The following is a 17,349-nucleotide window of genomic DNA, read 5'->3' as shown; positions in this document are numbered from 1 at the left end:
AAAGGACGGGGAACGGGGTAGATATATTTTTACTGCTCTTAGAGAAAATAAATCCGTCCCCTTTTCTTCCAGCGAGTACTATGACAGTGATTACTGGTCATAAAGGTAATCTTGTGAGCGCTTTTCCAGGGAAAACATTCTAAATGTACTGTGCCATGTTGTGGAGTAAGGAAAGGGCCGCTGCGGGGTTGGATGGAGTACTGAAGGTAATTGAAATTACTAAAGATGCCATTCCAATGCTCATAAATGCGGATTCTAAAAATTATCCATTGCTCTCGAAACTGTGTCTTGATGATTATGGGTTGTACTCTGGAGAGCAGTTGGATCGGTTGCGGCTTGAGTTGAAAAATATGTCAAGAGCAACGAATGGAATGGATGGATTTTTTTGTTCTTTGGACGATCTTGCTTTAGAGGCAAGGGTGCTTGGAGAAAGTGTTTTGTTTGATCCGTTTAGGGATTTAAGTAGCAAAAAGGGGACAGATCTATTTTTCCTACTCTAATACCAGTTCCTGGCAGCGAAGGGATCTAGGTTCTGTATGAAAATCTTTGAAACCTCACCGGAGCCTCTGGAAGCCTGATTTTCCGTAGAGTTCTCGCTTTTTAGGCGAAGGATTCTGCCATGTCCAAGCGATACGAACTTTCCGATGCAGAATGGGAAATAGTCGCGGACCTCTTCACCGCACATCGACGTACAGGACGCCCAAGAGTCGATGATCGCTTGATGCTCAACGGCGTGTTGTGGGTGCTGTGCTCAGGCGCAACCTGGCGGGACATGCCTGAACGGTTCGGGCCTTGGTCGACGGTCTATCAACGATTTCGAGACTGGCGAAACCAAGGAACCTTCAACAAGATGCTCAAGCGGTTACACCTCAAACTCAATGCACAGGGCCAGATTGACTTGACCACCTGGTGCATCGACTCAACCGCCGTGAGGGCCACCCGTGCCTCTGCCGGAGCAGGCAAAAAAGGGGGGCTGAAGAACCAACGGACCACGCACTTGGACGAAGCCGGGGCGGGTTGACGACGAAAATTCACATGGTCAGTGACGCCCGTGGCATCCCACTCCACTTCACGCTCTCAGGTGGTCACGCCAGTGACATATCCCATGCTCAGCGACTGCTGGACGGTGTCCACATCCCTTTGAACCGAGGTAGGCCACGCAAGCGCTGCCGCTGGCTCCTGGCCGACAAAGGCTATGACGCAGAATCCTTGCGGCAATACTGCGACCGCTATCGGATGCAGCCGGTGATTCCGCTGCGTGACATGAAACGCAGACCGAAGCCGGGCTTACCGCGCCTGTTTGACAAGCCCAAGTATCGGCAGCGGAACGCCATCGAACGGCTATTTGGTTGGCTGAAGGAGCACCGCCGCCTGGGTACACGCTACTGCAAGCTGGCGGAAAGCTTTGCTGCAATGGTCACGCTGGCTTGCTGGCGACGGTGTTTACGACATTACTTTTCGTACAGTGCCTAGCTGTCATGTAGGTAGACCGAGATTAGAGTGGGGAAAATAAATCTGTCCCCTTTTTCTTTTGTTTGCCCTTTTTGCTCCCTTTTTGCTATTTTTACTCTGCTAATTTGATTTGGGGGTGGTTGATAACGCAAGAGACAGAGAGAGTTTGGACTTAACAGCTAGGAGTGTGATACCTGTATAGGTTGGGTCGGTTTTTAGTTTGGTCATAAGCAACACCCAATCCGTAGTCGCAGTTTTGAAATTTTCATAGTAGTCAGGCTCGACATCTCTAAGCTGAAAATTCTTACCCATGTAGGCGTATACTGTCATCAGGGAGTCAGATGCGCATTTAGAACCATCCAAGTTGGAGTGTTTATGCTTGGGTATGCATTCTTGGAGAGTGGCGTTCATCAGCTTTAAGGTGTTTGTCTCTTGATTTTGTTTTGAGGATATTAAAAGGTTCAGGCGATTCTGGTACTCACTGTCGAACGCCTTGAGATCTTCGTTTGATTTTTCAGGTATTTCAAAGTTGTTTGAATTTTGACTCTGGCAGCCGCAAATAGTTAGCAAAATCGTTATCGTGAAATATATGGCTTTCATTGAGGTTCTGAGCTGGTGCTAATGGGGCCCTATTATAGCACTCTCAGATAAGTATTGATGTCGCGATTTTGTCACCCAGAAGTGAAAACGGGGACGGAAAAGATACGGGGAAGGGGACAGATTTATTATTTCTACTCTAATTTCTGTTCCTGGCGGCGAAGGGATCTAGCAGACATGCAGGGCAGACCGAAATTAGAGTAGAGAAAATAAATCTGTCCCCTTTTGGTCCCGCAGCGCCAGATGCATAAAGCCCCGTACGAGGCAGGGCTTTGAACGTGGCAATTTTTATTTGAGGTGACCGATCTGGCGCATCCGCAAGCTGTAGATCCAGACAGCAACCAGCAGCATTGCTTGCAGGGTGCCCGGGAGTACGTACCAAAAAGCCTGCAAGTAAAGGCTCGCCGGAAGGCGGAAAATTTCTGGGAGCATGAGCGGGATCAGCGTCAGCCCAAAGAGCAGTGCACCAAGCAGGCACCACACGGACTTCGCGCTGCGCCTGTACAACAACACGCTGCTTGTGGCGAGTAGAATGCATGACAGTGCTGGAGGCACCAGCATAATTATTGCGACATCACCCACCAAGGCCATTTCCCATCCATCGCCGACCAACCAATAGGTAATTTTGCAGGCGATGAGCAGGCAGTAGATTGCCGCAAACGTGACTAGCATCGGACGTGGGGCGTTTCGTACCTGAGGTGCACTTGTATCCATAGCTTCCAGATCTCATGACGTGGCGGGTTAGTCCGGCCAAAGTGCGCAGTCTACAGGAGGGGCGGTGGATCTTGAAGTGGTCTGCAAACACCATACTACTTTTCGTATAATGCTGCTCAACCAACTCAACTCCGGCCCCTGGGGCACGATCCGGGTCGAAAAGGGGACATCGAAAAGGGGACAGATCTATTTTTCCTACTCTATTTTCGACTCCGGTGTGGTCGAAGGGGCGAGCAGTCATGCGGGTAGTCCGAGATTAGAGTAAGAAAATTAAATCTATCCACTTTTTTGGTCCCCTTTTTTGTTCTTTTTTGTTTTTTAAAGTGGGGCAGCTTCGATAAAAATCCGACTGGAGGAATGTTAAGTGAGCGATATGGCGCTGGAGGTAAGAATTTTTAATGCTGATGAAGCTGGACGTTTTCTAGCGATAGCTGCGATTGGATTACTTTCATCAGTCAGGGCGGGTATCATCGAACTGGATGAAGCAGAGCGCTTGTTGTTCTCGCCAGGTGTGGCAAGTGTTTTTAGAAGAAAGGGGATTTCTTCTGTTGTTTGCGATCTTGTTATGGGGTGTTGTGAGTTGGATGATGTGCTTGGTCTCTTGCCCGATAGGTTTGATAGTGAGGTTGTACGGCTTATTGATGCTTTTTCGGAGTATTTAACCGTCACGGCACCGCTAGATGCCTATTCGGACCATGCGGAATTTAGGTAGCTTATATGTCGCTGGCAGCGTCGAAGAAAGGGAGTGGATGTGGGTCTGTTCTCGATTTATACTGCACTTTTGCACCTTAATGCACCTTAATCCACGAATATGAAAATAATCAAATCCTTTGCAAGATTGACAGGGCTCAAAAGGTTTTCCGCTTGGCGAGCCGGCTGGCAGGAGCCTGCGTCTGTCGACCTATTTTCCTATATTGAAGATGTCGTCAGTCCAGAGGATAGTTTGATTTTTTGCAAGTGGCTGTTCCCGGATTTCGTCGTGTTCGAGGATTCGGTGATACTGGAAATGAAATTTGACGAGCCCGCATTTCGTGTGTGGCTTGATCATTTTTCAGGCGATAAAGCTGGTGTTGAAAGGATGCTGAATCACACCCATCTATACGACGTGTTTTCAGGGTGTGGTTCTTCGGTGGACGAGGTGGTTTTTGAGCAGCTGTCCAATGTGCTGGCCATGTCCTGGCGAATGGTGTTGAAGGCGCAATTCCCTGATAGAAGATTTCACGTGGAGGCTATCAACTCCGATCAGGAGTATGGCCCGGTGGTCACGTTCCATGAAATGCGTGCGACCGTCTCCATGTCGGTGACCACTGGATAGTGCCCATGCCACGAGTACGGCCTTTGCTCCAAGCCCTGAGGCGGCAGATTGACGCCAAGATGATGCCAAATTAATATCGCATCGCTCTGACCCCCACCCCGATGACTACCCTTTTCGTACGCAAGGAAGCCCCGTGATCAAGACCCTGTTCAAAGCCGCTGCTGTCCTGTCCATCGCCTTGCTGTATGGCTGCGCCTCCACCCCTTCGGCAGACAAGATGCAGGCGGAAGTCGCCAACTACGCACTGCCCAAGGCTGCGGTAGCCGACAAGGCATTGGTCTATGTGGTCCGCCCCAGCAATGCCGGGATGATGGTGCGTTTCAACGTCTTCCTCGATGACAAGGAAGCCGACTCGGAAATGGGCTACAACCGTGGCAACCAGTACATCTATTTCTACGTGACACCGGGCACTCACGTGATCAGCTCCAAGGCCGAGAACTGGGCCGACATGACCGTGAATGCAAAGGCCGGCGAGGTCATCTACCTTAAGCAGGAAGTCGAGATCGGCGTGGTCATGGCGCGTAACAGCCTCAAGGTGCTGAGCGACCTCGAAGGCCGTTACCTGGTCAAAGACGCGTCTCTGGGCACCATCGCCAAAGAGAGCAAGTAAGCGCTGCCGATCCGTGTGGTGATCGGTAAGTCAACAAGGGCGACCCCTGGGGTCGCCCTTGTTGTTCATGCACGCGGAAAAGGACGAAAGGCGGGGGTATGACTGGGCCCACATCCAGTTGCAGGGCTATCTGTTGAAGGTGTTCGAAGTCTGCAGTCGGCTTCAATCCGCCGGGGCTGCCTTGCAGCCCTTTCCGACCGGTCCGACGCCTCGGCCGGAAAGGGCCGCTCCTACAGGGGGATGCGGCCTCCTGTAGGAGCGGCCTTGCCGAGGCGTCGGACCGGCCGGAAAGGACCGCAAAGCGGTCCCGCTCCGCAAACGCCGACTGCTCAGTTCAACCAGCTCAACGCCGGCCCCTGGGGCACGATCCGGGTCGGGTTGATGTGGTTGTGCGAGTAGTAGTAATGCAGCTTGATATGCGCCATGTCGATGGTGCGGTAGATCGCCGGGATCTGCGTCAGGCGCACCAGGTACTGGTACAGCGCCGGGTACTCGGCCAGGGTCTTGTGGTTGGTCTTGAAGTGCACGTAGTACACCGCCTCGTAGCGGATCAGCGTGGGCAGCAGGAACAGGTCCGACAAGCTCAGCTTGCCGCCCACCAGGTACGGCTGCTTGCGCAGCCGGTGCTCGAGGGTGTCCATGGCCGCGAAGAACTGCTGGAAGGCCTGGTCGTAGCTCTCCTGGTCCGGGGCGAAGCCCATGTGGTAGACCATGCGGTTGATGTTGGTGTGCAGCCACTGGTTGAGCTCGACGATGTCGCAGCTGGAGCGGTCGGGCACCAGGTCGATCGGGGTCTTGGCCAGGGGCAGCAGGCGGGTGGCCATCTGCAGCGCCAGCTCCGCCGAATCGTTGTGCACGATACGGTTCTGCTGGCGGTCCCACAGCACCGGCACCGACTGGTTGCCGGTGAAGCCCGGGCGCGAACGCTCGTACAGGCTCGACAGCAGGGTCACGTCTTTGTGCAGCGGGTCCTGGTCGTGCTCGTCGAACTCCCAGCCCTGGTCGTGGCGGCGGGCCGCCACCGAGGTGACGTCCAGCGCGTCTTCCAGGCCCAGCAGGCTCTGCACCAGGTGCACCCGGTGCGAGAACGGGCAGGCGTGGGAAATGTACAGGTGGTAGCGGTTGGGCTCGGCCACCAGTTCGCTGAGGAACAGCTCCTGGACCGACGGGTTGTCTTGGCTGCGGGTCATCTTACCTTCCTACGGCGGTGGCCAGGCTTGGGCATGGGCGTTCGCCGAGGGCGGCGATGCTGTGCTGGATCTTCAGGTTGGCGGCGGCCAGGCCTGCGGCCAGGCTCTCTTCGCCCATGCCCAGGCCTTCGGCGTAGATGAACTCGACGCTGTTCAGGCCGACGAAGCCCAGGGTCTGTGACAGCCAGCCAGCCAGGGTGTCGGTGCCCTGGCTGTAGATGCCACCGCTGGCGTTGAGCACGTGCACCGGCTTGTCGTCGAGCAGCCCGACCGGGGCGCCGTCGACGTAGGTGAAGGTGACGCCGCCGCGCACGATGTAGTCGACCCAGGTGTGCAGGATCGACGGTGCGCCGAAGTTGTAGCGTGGCAGGCCGATCACCACGCGGTCGGCTTCCTGGATCTCTTCGATCAGTTCGTTGGACAGCTTCAGCGCCGCGGCCGCCTCGATGCTGCTGGCGTCACCGCCGAACAGGGCGTCCATGGTCACCGCATTGAGGTGCGGGATGGGCTGGGCGTGCAGGTCGCGTATCACCACCGAAGCTTCGGGGTTGACCTCTTTGAGCTGCTTGAGGAAGTTGTCCACCAGTTGGCCGGAGAAGCCGCCATCGGACTTGATCGAGGAGCGGATGACCAGGACCTTGTGATTCATTGCGAGAATCCTTTCAGTGATGTGTGTGACAGCCAGTCTTGAGCAATCGGGCGGGAGTGAAAAGCGCAGATAATCAGGGTATTACCCTTAAGGTTGTCATGTATCGCCAGGGGCTCTGTGCTGAAACGAGCGCGGGGCAAGCCTGCTCCCACAAATCGCGTGGGAGCGGGCTTGCCCCGCGATGAAGGTGATGGGTGATTACGCCATTACCACTCGCGCTTGAGCCTGAACTTGCTCAGCTGCGCGCTGGCGATGCGTGTCTGGCTGCCGTCGGCGTTGACCCGCCAGGCCTCGGCCTGGGTGAACATCAGGTTGCGTCCATCACGGATCACCTTGGCGTGGAACAGCACCTCGGTGTCCCGCGGCGTGGCCGACAGCAGCAGGGTGTTGAAACTGTTGGTCAGGGCGTACTCGTCCGGCCCCAGCAAGGGCAGTGTGGCGAGCATGCTGGTGACGTCGAGCATCGAGTAGATCACCCCGCCGTGCAGGGTCTGGCTCAGGTTGTCGATGGCATCGGTGACGGTCAGCCGGCAGGTGCACTGGCCGGGGGACTGTTCCAGCATTTCCAGCCCGCAGTAGCGCTGGTAGGCGTGTTCGAGCAGCGCGCGCGAGTGCGCGGCGGCGTGGTCGCTGATGGTGCTCATGGTGTGATCCTTCACAGGTGCCGGGCAATGATTTCCAGCATGATTTCGTGGGTGCCGCCGCCGATGGCCAGCAGGCGGGCGTCGCGGTGGATGCGTTCGACCAGCGAGGGTTCGACGCAGCCGTGGGCGCCATGCAACTGCACGGCGTCGCGGGCCAGGGTTTCCAAGGTCTGCACGGCGCTGTTCTTGGCGATGGCCACCTGGTGCGGGTCCAGGGTGCCTTCGGCCTGGCGGGCCACGCAGGTGTCGACGAACTGGCGGCTGACCGTCAGCTGCGCGTAGTGCTCGGCCAGGCGCTGGCGGATCACCGACTTGTCGAACAGCGGCTTGCCGCCGACCTGGCGGCTCTTGCACCAGTCGATGGCGGCCTGCAGGGCCATGTCGGCGCTGGTGATGGCCATCACCGCCAGGTTCAGCCGCTCCTGCTGCAGGCTGGCCTGCAGCAGGCGGCCGACGCCGCCCTTGCCGGTCAGGCGCAGCGCTGGCACGTCCACAAGCTCCAGGTCGGCCAGCGGCAGGCAGCGCCAGCCCAGGGCCTGGCGCGGGGTGTGGCGGATGCCGGCGGCGGAGCCCTCGACCAGGAACAGCGCCAGGCCGTCCTCGCAGTGGCCGACCATCAGCAGCCAGTCGGCACGGGTGGCGTTGCAGATGAACGCCTTGTGCCCGTTCAGCCGGTAGCCATCGGCCTGGCGCGTGGCCCGGCACTCCAGGGCGCGCAGGTCGGAGCCGGCCTGGCGCTCGGTGATCGCCAGGGCGATGCTCTGGCGGCCGTCGAGCACCGCCGGCACCAGGTCGTGGACGATCGGGTGACCGGTGGCCTGCACTGCCTTGAGGCTGACGAAGTGCGAGCCCAGGCCCATGGTGATGCCCTGGGCGCCGCTGCGGGTCAGCTCCTCGATCAGCACCGCCACGGCCCGCGGGTCGTCCGGCAACTGGCGGTGGTCGTGGCCCAGGCCGAGCAGGCCGGCGGCGCCGGCCTCGCGGTTGAGCGTGGCCGGGTAGGCGCCGAGCTGCTCCCAGGCCGCCACGTTCGGCGTGATGCGCTCGCTGACGAAGGCCTGCAGGCGCTGGCGGTATGCGTCACTCATGGCGATCTCCTCAGAACACCGTGGTCAGGGCCAGGTCGTGGAAGCGCTCGACGATCGGCCGGATCCGCGAGGAGGTCATGGCGCTGTCCTCCTCGAAGTAGTACAGGTCGGTCATGTCGCGCATCACTTCCAGCATCACCCGCGAACGCTCGGCGGCGCGGATCTCGTAGCGCTGCAGGGCGCTGTCGAGGCGCTCGTCGCAGCAGCCGACCAGGGCCTGGGCGAGCATGAAGGCGTTCTCCAGGCCCAGGGTCAGGCCGTAGCCAAGGGTCGGCAGCATCGCGTGGATGCTGTCGCCGAGCATCACCACGCGGCCGTTCTGCCAGCAGCCGGCGCCGGTCAGCGCCATCATCTTGTGGGTGAGGATCTGCTCGTGCTCGGTGGCTTGCATCATCCGCACCACATCCGGCGGCAGGTCGGCGAACAGCCGTACCAAGCCGTCGCGGTCGAGCAGCGGCTGGTTGCGGTGTTGGTAGGCGGCAAACCAGTAGCGGTACGGACGGTCGGCCGCCAGCGGGTAGGTGACCACCCGCGAGAACTCCGAGGCGAAGATCTGGCAACGGTCGGGCAGCAGCAGCGGCGAGTCGAACTCGACCATGCCGCGGCTGGCCACCAGCCCGGTGTCGTAGGGTGTCAGGCCCGGCTCCAGGCATTGGCGCACGGTGGAACCGACGCCGTCGCTGCCGATCACCAGGTCGAAGTCTTCCTGTTCGCCGTTGCTGAAGGTGACCCGCGCCTGTTCACCGACCTTCTCCACCTTCTCGCAGCCCATCTGGTAGCGGATCTGCCCGGGGGCCAGGCGTTCGCGCAGCAGGCCGAACAGCTCGGGACGCGGGAACATCACCGCCGGCGCCGGGATCCCCAGGCCGTCCGGGCGCACCGGCTGGCTGTGGATCAGGCGACCGTCGCGGCCATGGGTGTCGAGGAACTCGATGGCCTTGCCGCGGCCGATGAAGCCGGTGTCGTTGAACAGGAAGCGCAGCACCTGCACGCCTTGGGGCCAGACGTAGATACCGGTGCCCGAGTCGCGCGGGCCATTGGCCCGCTCGTACACCGTGGCCTCGAGGCCGAAGCGCTTGAGAATCAGGGCGCAGGCCAGGCCATTGAGGCCGGCGCCGATGATCGCGATCTTCATGCGGCCACCTCGTTCAAGGTGTTCCAGCTCTGGCCGCTCATGCGGTAGCGGCGTTGCAGCAGGCACAGGCTGGTCAGCTCCATCAGCATCGGGTCGAGCAGGCCCTGTTCCTGGGCGCTGAGGGTCGGCAGCTGCTTGAGCAGGGTGCGGACCTTGGCCGCGTCGAAGAACGGCAACGCGTCCAGGTCACGGCTGTGCAGGGTGTCCTGCACCAGTTGCCACAGGCGGCCTTGCTGCTGCAGGGTGGCCGGCGGGGCGCGGAAGTAGTGCTTCTTGCGCTCGTACAGGGCCTTGGGCAGGTAAGGGCGCATGGCTTCGCGGAACACGTACTTCTCGGTGGCGCCGCGCACCTTCATCCACACCGGCAGTTGGCAGGCCAGTTCGACCACGTGGTGGTCGAGCAGCGGCACGCGGCCTTCGATGCTGTTGGCCATCTCCATGCGGTCGCCCAGGGTGGTGAGGACGAAGTTCGGCAGGTACGACTTGGCCCACAGGTACATGGAGTTGTGCACCGGATCGCGGTCGGCGAGCTTGCCGTGGTCGAGGCGGTCGAAGAACTGGCGATACGGGTCGACACCGGTGAAGTGGTCGCGGAAGTCACCGCGGTACAGGCTCTCCAGGGCCTTGAACCAGCCGGCCTGGTTGTCCAGCCACGACACGCCGTGCTTGAGCTGGTCGACCATCCAGTGGATGTCGTGGGGCATGTGCGCGTTGGTGTAGCCCTGCTCGTTGGCCTGGATGCGCTGGCGCAGCAGGTCGATGACTTTCGGGTCTTGTTGTTCGTTGTTGTACAGCAGCATGTCGCGGCGGAAGTGCGGGTAGCCGGCGAACACTTCGTCGGCGCCTTCGCCGGTCAGCACCACCTTCAGGCCGGCCTTGCGCACTTCCTTGCTGAGGATGTACTTGGCCACGCCGTGGGCGTTGAAGAACGGCGTCTCGTTGTGCCACACCGCCTGCTCGAAGTTGTCCGCCAGGTCGTCCTGGGTGATCTCGATGGTGTGGAAGCGCGCGCCGTTGTGCTCGGCGGCCATGCGTGCGAAACGGTTCTCGTCGTAGTCGTCCATGTCGGTGAACGACAGGTTGAAGGCGTCCAGCGGCTCGCCCTTGAGGGCGGTGGCCATGCCCAGCATCGCCGAGGAGTCGATGCCGCCGCTCAGGTACACGCCCATCGGCACGTCGGCGCGCAGGCGCAGGCGCACCGCTTCTTCGATGGCGGCGCGCACGGATTCGATCATGCCGGCCTCGTCGCTCGGCGCCGGGGTGTCGCGGCGGGCGAATTCCATGTCCCAGTAGCGGCCGCTGTGCAGGCCGCCGTGGTCGACCATCACCCAGCAGCCCGGCTGTACGCTGCGCACGCCTTCGAACAGGGTGTGGTCGCGCAGGTAGAAGGCGCGGCTGGCGTAGGCGTTCTCGTCCCAGGTCGGGTTGACGCCGGCGGCCAGCAGGGCCTTGATCTCGGAGGCGAAGTACCAGTTGCCTTCATGCTGGGTGTAGAACAGCGGCTTGATGCCCAGGCGGTCGCGCACCGCCAGCATCAGGCGGCGACGGCGGTCGAACAGGACCATGGCGAACTCGCCGCGCAGTTCCTTGAGCCCGGCCATGCCGGAGCGGCGGTACAGGTGCAGGGCGATCTCGCTGTCCGAGGCGGTCTTGAAGATCGCGCCTTCGGCCTGCAGTTCGGCACGGATGCGCTCGTGGTCGTAGAACTCGCCGTTGACGATCACCGCCAGGTCGCCTTCGTCGGCGACGATCGGCTGCATGCCGTTGTCCAGGCCGATGATGCTCAGGCGGGTGTGGCCGAGCACGGCGCGCTCGCCCGGGTCACGCCACAGGCTGTGCTCGTCCGGGCCGCGGTGGTTGATGGCGGCCAGGGCGTCGAGGATCGACTGGTCGCTGATGCTGTTGCGTTTGGACTGGTAGACACCGATGAAACCACACATGGCAAAATCCTTTTCTCATAGGTCGGGCGTCGTCGGCGACGCCGGAACGGCGCGGGCTTCGTGGTCCGCGCACCCAGGGTTCATTGCGCCCAGTCGGGGCGGCTGCGTTCGAAGAAGGCGGCAAGACCGTGCTGGCCCTCGCTGGAGGTGCGCAGGCGGGCGATCAGCTGCAGGTTGCAACCCTGCTCGTCGAGCAGGTGGTCGCGGCCTGCCAGGCGCGCCAGCATCTGCTTGATCTCGCGACTGGCCTGGGGGCCGGTCTGCAGCAGGGTGGCCAGCCAGCGGTCGCGGGCCTGCGCCAGCTCGGCGGCGGGCACCAGGCGGTGGACCAGCTGCAGGCGCAGCGCGTCCTCGGCGCCGAACACCTCGGCCGAGAGCATGTAGCGCCGTGCCTGGCGCACGCCCATGGCGCGCACCACGTAGGGGCTGATCAAGGCCGGTGCCAGGCCCAGGCGCGCCTCGCTGAAGCAGAACCGCGCATCCTCGGCGGCCAGCACGTGGTCGGCGCAGCACAGCAGGCCCAAAGCCCCGCCGAACACCGCGCCGCGGGCCAGCATCAGCACCGGCACCGGGAAATCGTCCAGGCGCTGCAGGACGTTGGCCAGCAGGCTGGCGTCCTCCAGGTTGCGCGCATGGTCGAACTCGCGGCTGCGGCGCATCCAGTCCAGGTCCGCCCCGGTGCACAGGTGCTCGCCCGCACCGTCGAGCACCAGGGCGCGCAGCCCCGGGTGCTCGGCGAGGGCCTGCAGCTGCTCGTGCAAGGCCCCGAGCAGGGCCTCGTCGAGGGCGTTGCCGGCATGCGGACGGTTCAGGGTCAGGCAGGCGACCGCAGGTTGCGGCCAGCTCAGCAGCACGTCGCTCATGGTCGTCAGCTCGCCATCTTCAGGGACAGGGCGGTGCTCTCGTACTGACGGCGATAGCCCTCGCAACCGCCGTAGCGGAACGCGCCGCCGGTGACGTACGGGGTGCTGTAGTCGGCCACGGCCGGGTGGTTGTCGCCGTAGAACCAGCTGCTGTACTGCTCATGGCCCAGGCGGGTGCGGCTGGCCAGCATGCGCGCATGCGCCTTGCGCCGCGAATGGGCCTGGTAGCCCGGCACCACGGTGGCGCTGAAGAACTCGCCGACGCTGCCCGAACCGTAGCTGAACAGGCCGATGTTGCGCCCGGTCAGGTCCTCGTCGCTGTTGTCCAGCAGCGACAGCAGGGCGATGTACAGCGAGGCGGTGTAGCAGTTGCCGATGGCCTTGCCGTACAGCTGGCTGGTGGAGTAGGCCTTCTCGCCCAGGGCCTTGGCTGCTTCAGGCTCGATCGCCTCGAACACCGAGAAAGCCTTCTTCGCCATCTTGGTGAACGGCTGGTGGAAGCACAGGAAGCTCATGTCTTCCAGGCCCAGGCCGCCGTCGGCGCGGTAGCTTTGCCAGGCGTTGCGCAGCGACTCCAGGTAGACCTCGATCGACAGCTTGCCGTCGACCAGCGCGGTGCTGCGCAGGTTCGGCCGCCAGAAGTCCGAGACGTCCAGGCTGTAGCGGCCCTGGTGCGGGTGCAGCTCCAGCAGGCGCGGGTTCTCGGCCACGATCATGGCCACGGCGCCAGCGCCCTGGGTGCATTCGCCCTCGGAGTTCTGCTCGTAGCGGGCGATGTCGGTGGCGATCACCAGCACCTTCTCGTGAGGACGCTGGGCGACCAGTGCGCGGGCCATCTGCAAGCCGGCGGTGGCGCCGTAGCAGGCCTGCTTGAACTCCACCACGCGGCAGTCGGCGCGCAGGCCGAGCAGGCTGTGGACGAACAGGCCGGCGGCCTTGGACTGGTCGATGCCGCTCTCGGTGGCGAGGATCACCGTGGCGATCGAGGCGCGGGTGGCGTCATCGAGCAGCGGCAGGGCGGCGTTGGCCGCCAGGGTCACGATGTCTTCGTCAGGGGCCGGCACGGCCATGAACTCCTGGCCGATGCCGACCAGGTACTTCTGCGGATCGATACCATGCCGTTCGGCAAGTTCTTCCAGTGCGAAAAAGTGTTGCGGTACAGACAGCCCAATATCATCAATGCCGATTTTCATGTGTATGCCCAATTATTTTTCACTGTTGAAAAAATCCCAAAATACACAACCGGTCTTGTTGTTCCGGTGCCAGTCCCTGCTGGCCATTTAATTATTGCGGCTGAAGCTTTTGCCAAAAAAAGCGAATAATTCCGATGGGATTGATGACGCCTGTTCATGGTTTTTTTGGCTATTAAGTTATGCGTTTTTTAGTGCGCGCAGGCGCAGGCCCCGTGCTGCCACGCGGCTTCCATAAAGGTTTGGGAGAGGGTGTTGAACAATATGGCAATTAAAATTTTCAATTAAATTAATATGAAAATTTTATGGCGTTATCGCCGCATACTTTGCCGTGTTGTTCCGGCTGTTGGTTTAGGCCGTATCGCGTGTGCATCTCTGCATGGGGGACGCTCCTTGTCCATTATTCATCCATTAGTGCCGGACACTGTCCGGGACGTTGTTGTCGCACGAAGTGGCCTGGGCGAATAGTGACAAAAAGTGCGTGCATCGCGGCATGGTCTTCATGTGTCGTGCGCAGCTGTGGTACAACGCCGCAGGACACAGGATTCGTCGCCCGGTTTTCGGGTACACAAGGAGGTGATGGTGTTTTCCAAGATCAGTCTCGATCAGTGGCGCGCGTTCGTCTGCACGGTCGAGTGCGGCGGTTTCCAGCAGGCCGGCGAGCACATGTACAAGTCGCAGTCGGCCATCAGCCACTCGGTCAACCGCATGGAAATGCTCCTGGGCCAGGAGCTGTTCATCATCGAAGGCCGCAAGGCCGTACTCACCTCCCTGGGCAAGGCCCTGCTGCCCCAGGCCAAGCACCTGCTGGGGGCGGCGCAGAAGCTCGAGCACCTGGCCAACCAGTACCAGCCGGGGCTGTTTACCGAGCAGGCGCTGGCGGTGGATGTGCTGTTCCCCATCGAATTGCTGCAACAGGCATTGCAGGAGTTTGCCCTGGAGTACAAGGATCACCGTATCCGCCTGTACGAAACGGCATTGTCCGGGGCCCGCGAGCTGCTGGAGGATGGCAAGGTCGAGCTGGGCATCGCCAGCAGCCTGCCTTCCGGTTACCTGCAGGAGTTCCTGCTCAATGTCTCGCTGGTCTGCGTGGTGGGGGCCAGCCACCCGCTGAGCGCGGCGCAGGGGGAGTTGAGCCTGGACGACATGAAGAACCACCGGCAGGTGGTGATCCGCGATTCCGGCACGCGCAATTCGCAGAACAGCGGCTGGCTGGGGACCTCGCAGCGCTGGACGGTGAGCAGCCTGGCGGCGGCCGAGAGCTTCGTCGAGCGGGGGATGGGCTTTGCCTGGTTGCCGGAGCATCGGGTGCAGCAGGGGCTGGCGCAAGGGCGGTTGGTGCGGGTCAACCTGCAGCATCAGCGGGAGCGGGAGGTGCCGATGTACATGGGGTATCCCGAGGAGTACCGGCACAGTCCCGAGGTGCGGTTGCTGGCGCAGATACTGCGGGAGCGGTGTCGGGAGTATCGGCCGGGGTGATTGTTGGGGCAGCTTGATGTGCGTTTCATTGCGGTGTCGATTCCAGGTCCCCGCCGTTCAAGGTGTTCTGAGTCAGCGTTTGGCTTTAGCTCGCCGGGGCCGCTACGCGGCCCTTTCGCGACACAAGGCCGCTCCCACAGGATATGTGCCGGTTCTGCCATGGCGCGGTCCCTGTGGGAGCGGCCTTGTGTCGCGAAAGGGCTGCGCAGCAGCCCCGGCCATCTCGAACACTGTCAGATGTTTCCGAACCTGAAACCAAATGCTTCAGCCGGCAAAGCTTGGGAACTATCCTACGCGCTTGCCGGAAGCTGCTGCGTTGTCGGGGAAATACCCCACGGATAACTTCACTGGGTCGCCATATCAGGTGACCGGGTGTGAGAACCCGAGGCGTAAAGTATCGGCAATCCAGTTATGGCAGCCGTGCCCGGGCAGACTTCGGTCTGGCCGAGTTTCTCTTGCGCCTCGGTTTCTCACCCCGTGCACGGCTGCCACCCTTTGTCCCGTGAGAAAGGCGCCGGAGGGCAGCATTCTTGAACTGCGCAGGAGTGTTGACCATGAAAAAGATCGTCCCAGACCCACCCCGTCTAGCCCCCTTCATCGCTATCCGCCCGACCCTCACCCGCGAAGAAGCCATGGCTGCCGCCGTCGAAGTGGCCACCGCCATTTCCGATGTCCTCGATATCTACTTCAAGACCGACCCTGGCGAAGCCCAGGACCGTCTGTTCGCCGCCAGCGACTACCTCGGCCAGCTGGCCTGTGCCTTGCTCGAACACAAGCCAGAGGTGCAGCCATGACCAACGCACGTACCGCAGGCCGGACCCGCTGCATGGACCTGTTCAAGGTCGAGCCGGGCATTCCCTTCGCGGATGCCTTCAGCGAGTTGTCGGTGCTGCTTGGCTGCATTCGCCACCTCACCTGCGAGGCCGAGATGGAAGGCGACCTGATGGCGGGCAGCGCAGCGCGCATGTTGAGCGCCATGGCCAAGGCGTTGATCGATGACATGGAGCTTGGTATGAACCGCCGCTGTTGATCCGATGGCCCTATCGCGGGGCAAGTCGCAGCGCCGGTGCGCCGCTGCGACTTGCCCCGCGATAGGGCCGGTGTTGCCAATACCTTACCCGCGCAAATCACTCGGCAGGAAATCCCGCTCCGGCTCGTAGTCCAGCTTCAGATACCCCGCCAGCTCACGCAGGTCATCCGGGCTCAGGCTGCCGGCCTGTTGCTTCAGGCGCAGGCTGTCGACGATGTACGCATAGCGCGAGACGTTGTAGTCGCGCACCGCGTTGTACAGGTCGCGCTGGGCATCGAGGATATCGACGATGTTGCGGCTGCCCACCTCATACCCCGCCTCGGTGGCCCGCAACGAGCCCTGGCTGGAGATGATGCTCTGGCGCCGCGCGCGCACCTGCTCGACATCGCTGACCACCGCGCGGAAGGCGTTGCGCGACCCTTCCAGCACCTCGCGTTCGAGGCTGGTGCGGCCGTACTCGGTGCGCGCCAGCTCATGGGTGGCCTGGCGTACCCGCGCGCTGGTGCCGCCGCCGCTGAACAGCGGCAGCTTCATCTGCACCATCACCGAGCTGTCGCGCTGGTTGCCGGAGCGCTGGCCGAAGTGCGCGCTGGAATCCATCAGGTCGCTGTCGCCCTCGGCGTAGCCCATGGCCAGGTTGAAGGTCGGCAGGTGATCGGCCTTGCTGCTGCGCAGGGTCTGGCCGGCCTGGCTGACGGCGGCCTGGCTGGCGCGCAGGCGCAGGTTCTGCGCCATGGCCTGTTCGACCCAGGCCTCGGCGCGCGCGGGCACCGGCGCTTGCACCGGCAGGCTGTGGCGGATCCCGGCCAATGCCGGTTGCGCCTGCCCGGTCAGGCGCATCAGCGCCTGGTAGGCGTCTTCGCTGCGGCGCTGGCTGTCGATCAGGTTGGCGCTGGCGCGGTCGAAGCTGGCCTGGGCCGAGAGCATGTCGTTCTGGTCGGACAGGCCGGCGTCGTAGCTCAGCCGGGTCTGCTGCAACTGGCGGTCGAAGGCGCGCAGCTCGGCCTTGGCGGTGGCCAGGTTGTCCTCGGCCAGCAGGGTGTCGAAGTAGCGGCTGGCGGTGTCGAGGATCAGTTGCTGCTGGAACGCCGAGAAGTCCAGTTCGGCCTGTTCGTTCTCGGACTGCGCGGCCTTGAAGTCGAACCAGCGGCTGAGGTCGAACAACGGCTGGTCGAGGCTCAGGCGGTACAGGCTGCCGCTGCGCTGCTCGACCCGGTGGCGGTCGCTGCGCACGTCGCCGGCCTCGGCATCCAGGGCCACCTGCGGCAGCAGGCGGGCGCGGGCCAGGGGCACGGCCTCGCGGCGGGCCAGGTAGTTCTCGCGGGCGGCGGCCATGTCGCTGTTGTGCTCGACCACCTGGGCGTACACCGACATCAGTGTCGCGCGCTCGGCGGCAACGGCCTGGGCCAGGGGCGCCAGGAACAGCAGGGGCAGAAGGGTCTTACGTAGCATG

Annotated in this window: 18 protein-coding genes; 8 read left to right on the top strand and 10 right to left on the bottom strand. The window is 61.8% G+C overall.

The annotated features are described in order from the left end of the window. The first annotated feature begins 155 nt into the window (after positions 1–155). Together AC25M7_RS12525 and AC25M7_RS12520 are read left to right on the top strand one after the other, a co-directional pair. The gene (locus AC25M7_RS12525) at positions 156–500 is read left to right on the top strand and encodes a hypothetical protein (RefSeq protein ID WP_232853552.1); all 345 of its coding nucleotides are present in this window, start codon (positions 156–158) and stop codon (positions 498–500) included. Positions 501–619: 119 nt separating this feature from the next. Next, a protein-coding gene (locus tag AC25M7_RS12520) for an IS5-like element ISPsp10 family transposase (protein ID WP_076611956.1) occupies positions 620–1,473 on the top strand; the annotation gives its coding sequence in 2 pieces (ribosomal slippage) (positions 620–961 and positions 964–1,473; 852 coding nt in all). Positions 1,474–2,337: 864 nt separating this feature from the next. Here AC25M7_RS12520 and AC25M7_RS12515 read toward each other — a convergent pair. Further along, positions 2,338–2,721: a hypothetical protein gene (locus AC25M7_RS12515; protein WP_232854136.1), complete on the bottom strand. Its 384-nt coding sequence runs from the start codon at positions 2,719–2,721 to the stop codon at positions 2,338–2,340. Between the two features lie 415 nt (positions 2,722–3,136). Here AC25M7_RS12515 and AC25M7_RS12510 point away from each other — a divergent pair, with 415 nt between their 5' ends. From AC25M7_RS12510 to AC25M7_RS12500, 3 genes are all read left to right on the top strand, one after another. Beyond that, a complete protein-coding gene (locus AC25M7_RS12510; protein ID WP_232854139.1) occupies positions 3,137–3,475 on the top strand; it encodes a DUF3969 family protein in 339 nt (112 codons plus the stop codon). Positions 3,476–3,574: 99 nt separating this feature from the next. Beyond that, entirely contained in the window at positions 3,575–4,078 is a 504-nt protein-coding gene (locus AC25M7_RS12505; RefSeq protein ID WP_232854137.1) for a hypothetical protein, read from the top strand. A gap of 217 nt (positions 4,079–4,295) precedes the next feature. Next, positions 4,296–4,688 carry a DUF2846 domain-containing protein gene (locus AC25M7_RS12500; protein WP_232854140.1) on the top strand — a complete coding sequence of 131 codons (393 nt, stop codon included), beginning with the start codon at positions 4,296–4,298 and terminating at the stop codon, positions 4,686–4,688. Positions 4,689–5,017: 329 nt separating this feature from the next. On the opposite strand, the gene AC25M7_RS12495 is transcribed toward AC25M7_RS12500, so the two are convergent. The 8 genes from AC25M7_RS12495 to AC25M7_RS12460 form a co-directional block, all read right to left on the bottom strand. After that, complete coding sequence (locus tag AC25M7_RS12495) at positions 5,018–5,878, bottom strand: glutathione S-transferase C-terminal domain-containing protein (protein ID WP_051555768.1); 861 nt, start codon at positions 5,876–5,878, stop codon at positions 5,018–5,020. A gap of 1 nt (position 5,879) precedes the next feature. Beyond that, positions 5,880–6,527: an FMN-dependent NADH-azoreductase gene (locus tag AC25M7_RS12490; RefSeq protein WP_263157414.1), complete on the bottom strand. Its 648-nt coding sequence runs from the start codon at positions 6,525–6,527 to the stop codon at positions 5,880–5,882. A gap of 206 nt (positions 6,528–6,733) precedes the next feature. Beyond that, positions 6,734–7,171: a PaaI family thioesterase gene (locus AC25M7_RS12485; RefSeq protein ID WP_028692820.1), complete on the bottom strand. Its 438-nt coding sequence runs from the start codon at positions 7,169–7,171 to the stop codon at positions 6,734–6,736. Between the two features lie 11 nt (positions 7,172–7,182). Continuing rightward, on the bottom strand, positions 7,183–8,259 hold the full coding sequence (locus AC25M7_RS12480; RefSeq protein WP_096049647.1) for an acyl-CoA dehydrogenase family protein: 1,077 nt from the start codon (positions 8,257–8,259) through the stop codon (positions 7,183–7,185). Between the two features lie 10 nt (positions 8,260–8,269). Then, the gene (locus AC25M7_RS12475) at positions 8,270–9,394 is read right to left on the bottom strand and encodes an FAD-dependent oxidoreductase (RefSeq protein ID WP_062574716.1); all 1,125 of its coding nucleotides are present in this window, start codon (positions 9,392–9,394) and stop codon (positions 8,270–8,272) included. After that, complete coding sequence (gene asnB, locus AC25M7_RS12470; protein ID WP_028692823.1) at positions 9,391–11,334, bottom strand: asparagine synthase (glutamine-hydrolyzing); 1,944 nt, start codon at positions 11,332–11,334, stop codon at positions 9,391–9,393. Before asnB ends, AC25M7_RS12475 begins: the two co-directional genes overlap by 4 nt. Before the next feature lie 80 nt (positions 11,335–11,414). Then, positions 11,415–12,197, bottom strand: coding sequence for an enoyl-CoA hydratase-related protein (locus AC25M7_RS12465; RefSeq protein ID WP_486971110.1), 783 nt, complete (start codon positions 12,195–12,197; stop codon positions 11,415–11,417). 5 nt (positions 12,198–12,202) lie between these two features. Then, a complete protein-coding gene (locus tag AC25M7_RS12460) occupies positions 12,203–13,390 on the bottom strand; it encodes a hydroxymethylglutaryl-CoA synthase (RefSeq protein WP_062360730.1) in 1,188 nt (395 codons plus the stop codon). Between the two features lie 579 nt (positions 13,391–13,969). On the opposite strand from AC25M7_RS12460, the gene AC25M7_RS12455 reads away from it, so the two are divergent. The 3 genes from AC25M7_RS12455 (at position 13,970) to AC25M7_RS12445 (ending at position 15,896) form a co-directional block, all read left to right on the top strand. Then, entirely contained in the window at positions 13,970–14,866 is an 897-nt protein-coding gene (locus tag AC25M7_RS12455) for a LysR family transcriptional regulator (protein ID WP_052896062.1), read from the top strand. Between the two features lie 554 nt (positions 14,867–15,420). Next, positions 15,421–15,660 (top strand): hypothetical protein, encoded by a 240-nt coding sequence (locus AC25M7_RS12450; protein ID WP_036986827.1) that lies wholly within the window; start codon positions 15,421–15,423, stop codon positions 15,658–15,660. Beyond that, positions 15,657–15,896: a DUF3077 domain-containing protein gene (locus AC25M7_RS12445; RefSeq protein WP_028692826.1), complete on the top strand. Its 240-nt coding sequence runs from the start codon at positions 15,657–15,659 to the stop codon at positions 15,894–15,896. The genes AC25M7_RS12450 and AC25M7_RS12445 overlap by 4 nt, the downstream gene beginning before the upstream one ends. Positions 15,897–15,980: 84 nt before the next feature. Here AC25M7_RS12445 and AC25M7_RS12440 read toward each other — a convergent pair whose 3' ends face one another. Then, positions 15,981–17,348, bottom strand: a complete 1,368-nt coding sequence (locus AC25M7_RS12440; RefSeq protein WP_088851692.1) for a TolC family outer membrane protein — start codon at positions 17,346–17,348, stop codon at positions 15,981–15,983. Position 17,349: the final 1 nt, after the last annotated feature.

This window comes from Pseudomonas sp. P106(2024) (assembly GCF_057480815.1).
Note: the sequence above shows the minus strand (reverse complement) of the source record. Positions and strands in the feature narration are given on the sequence as shown.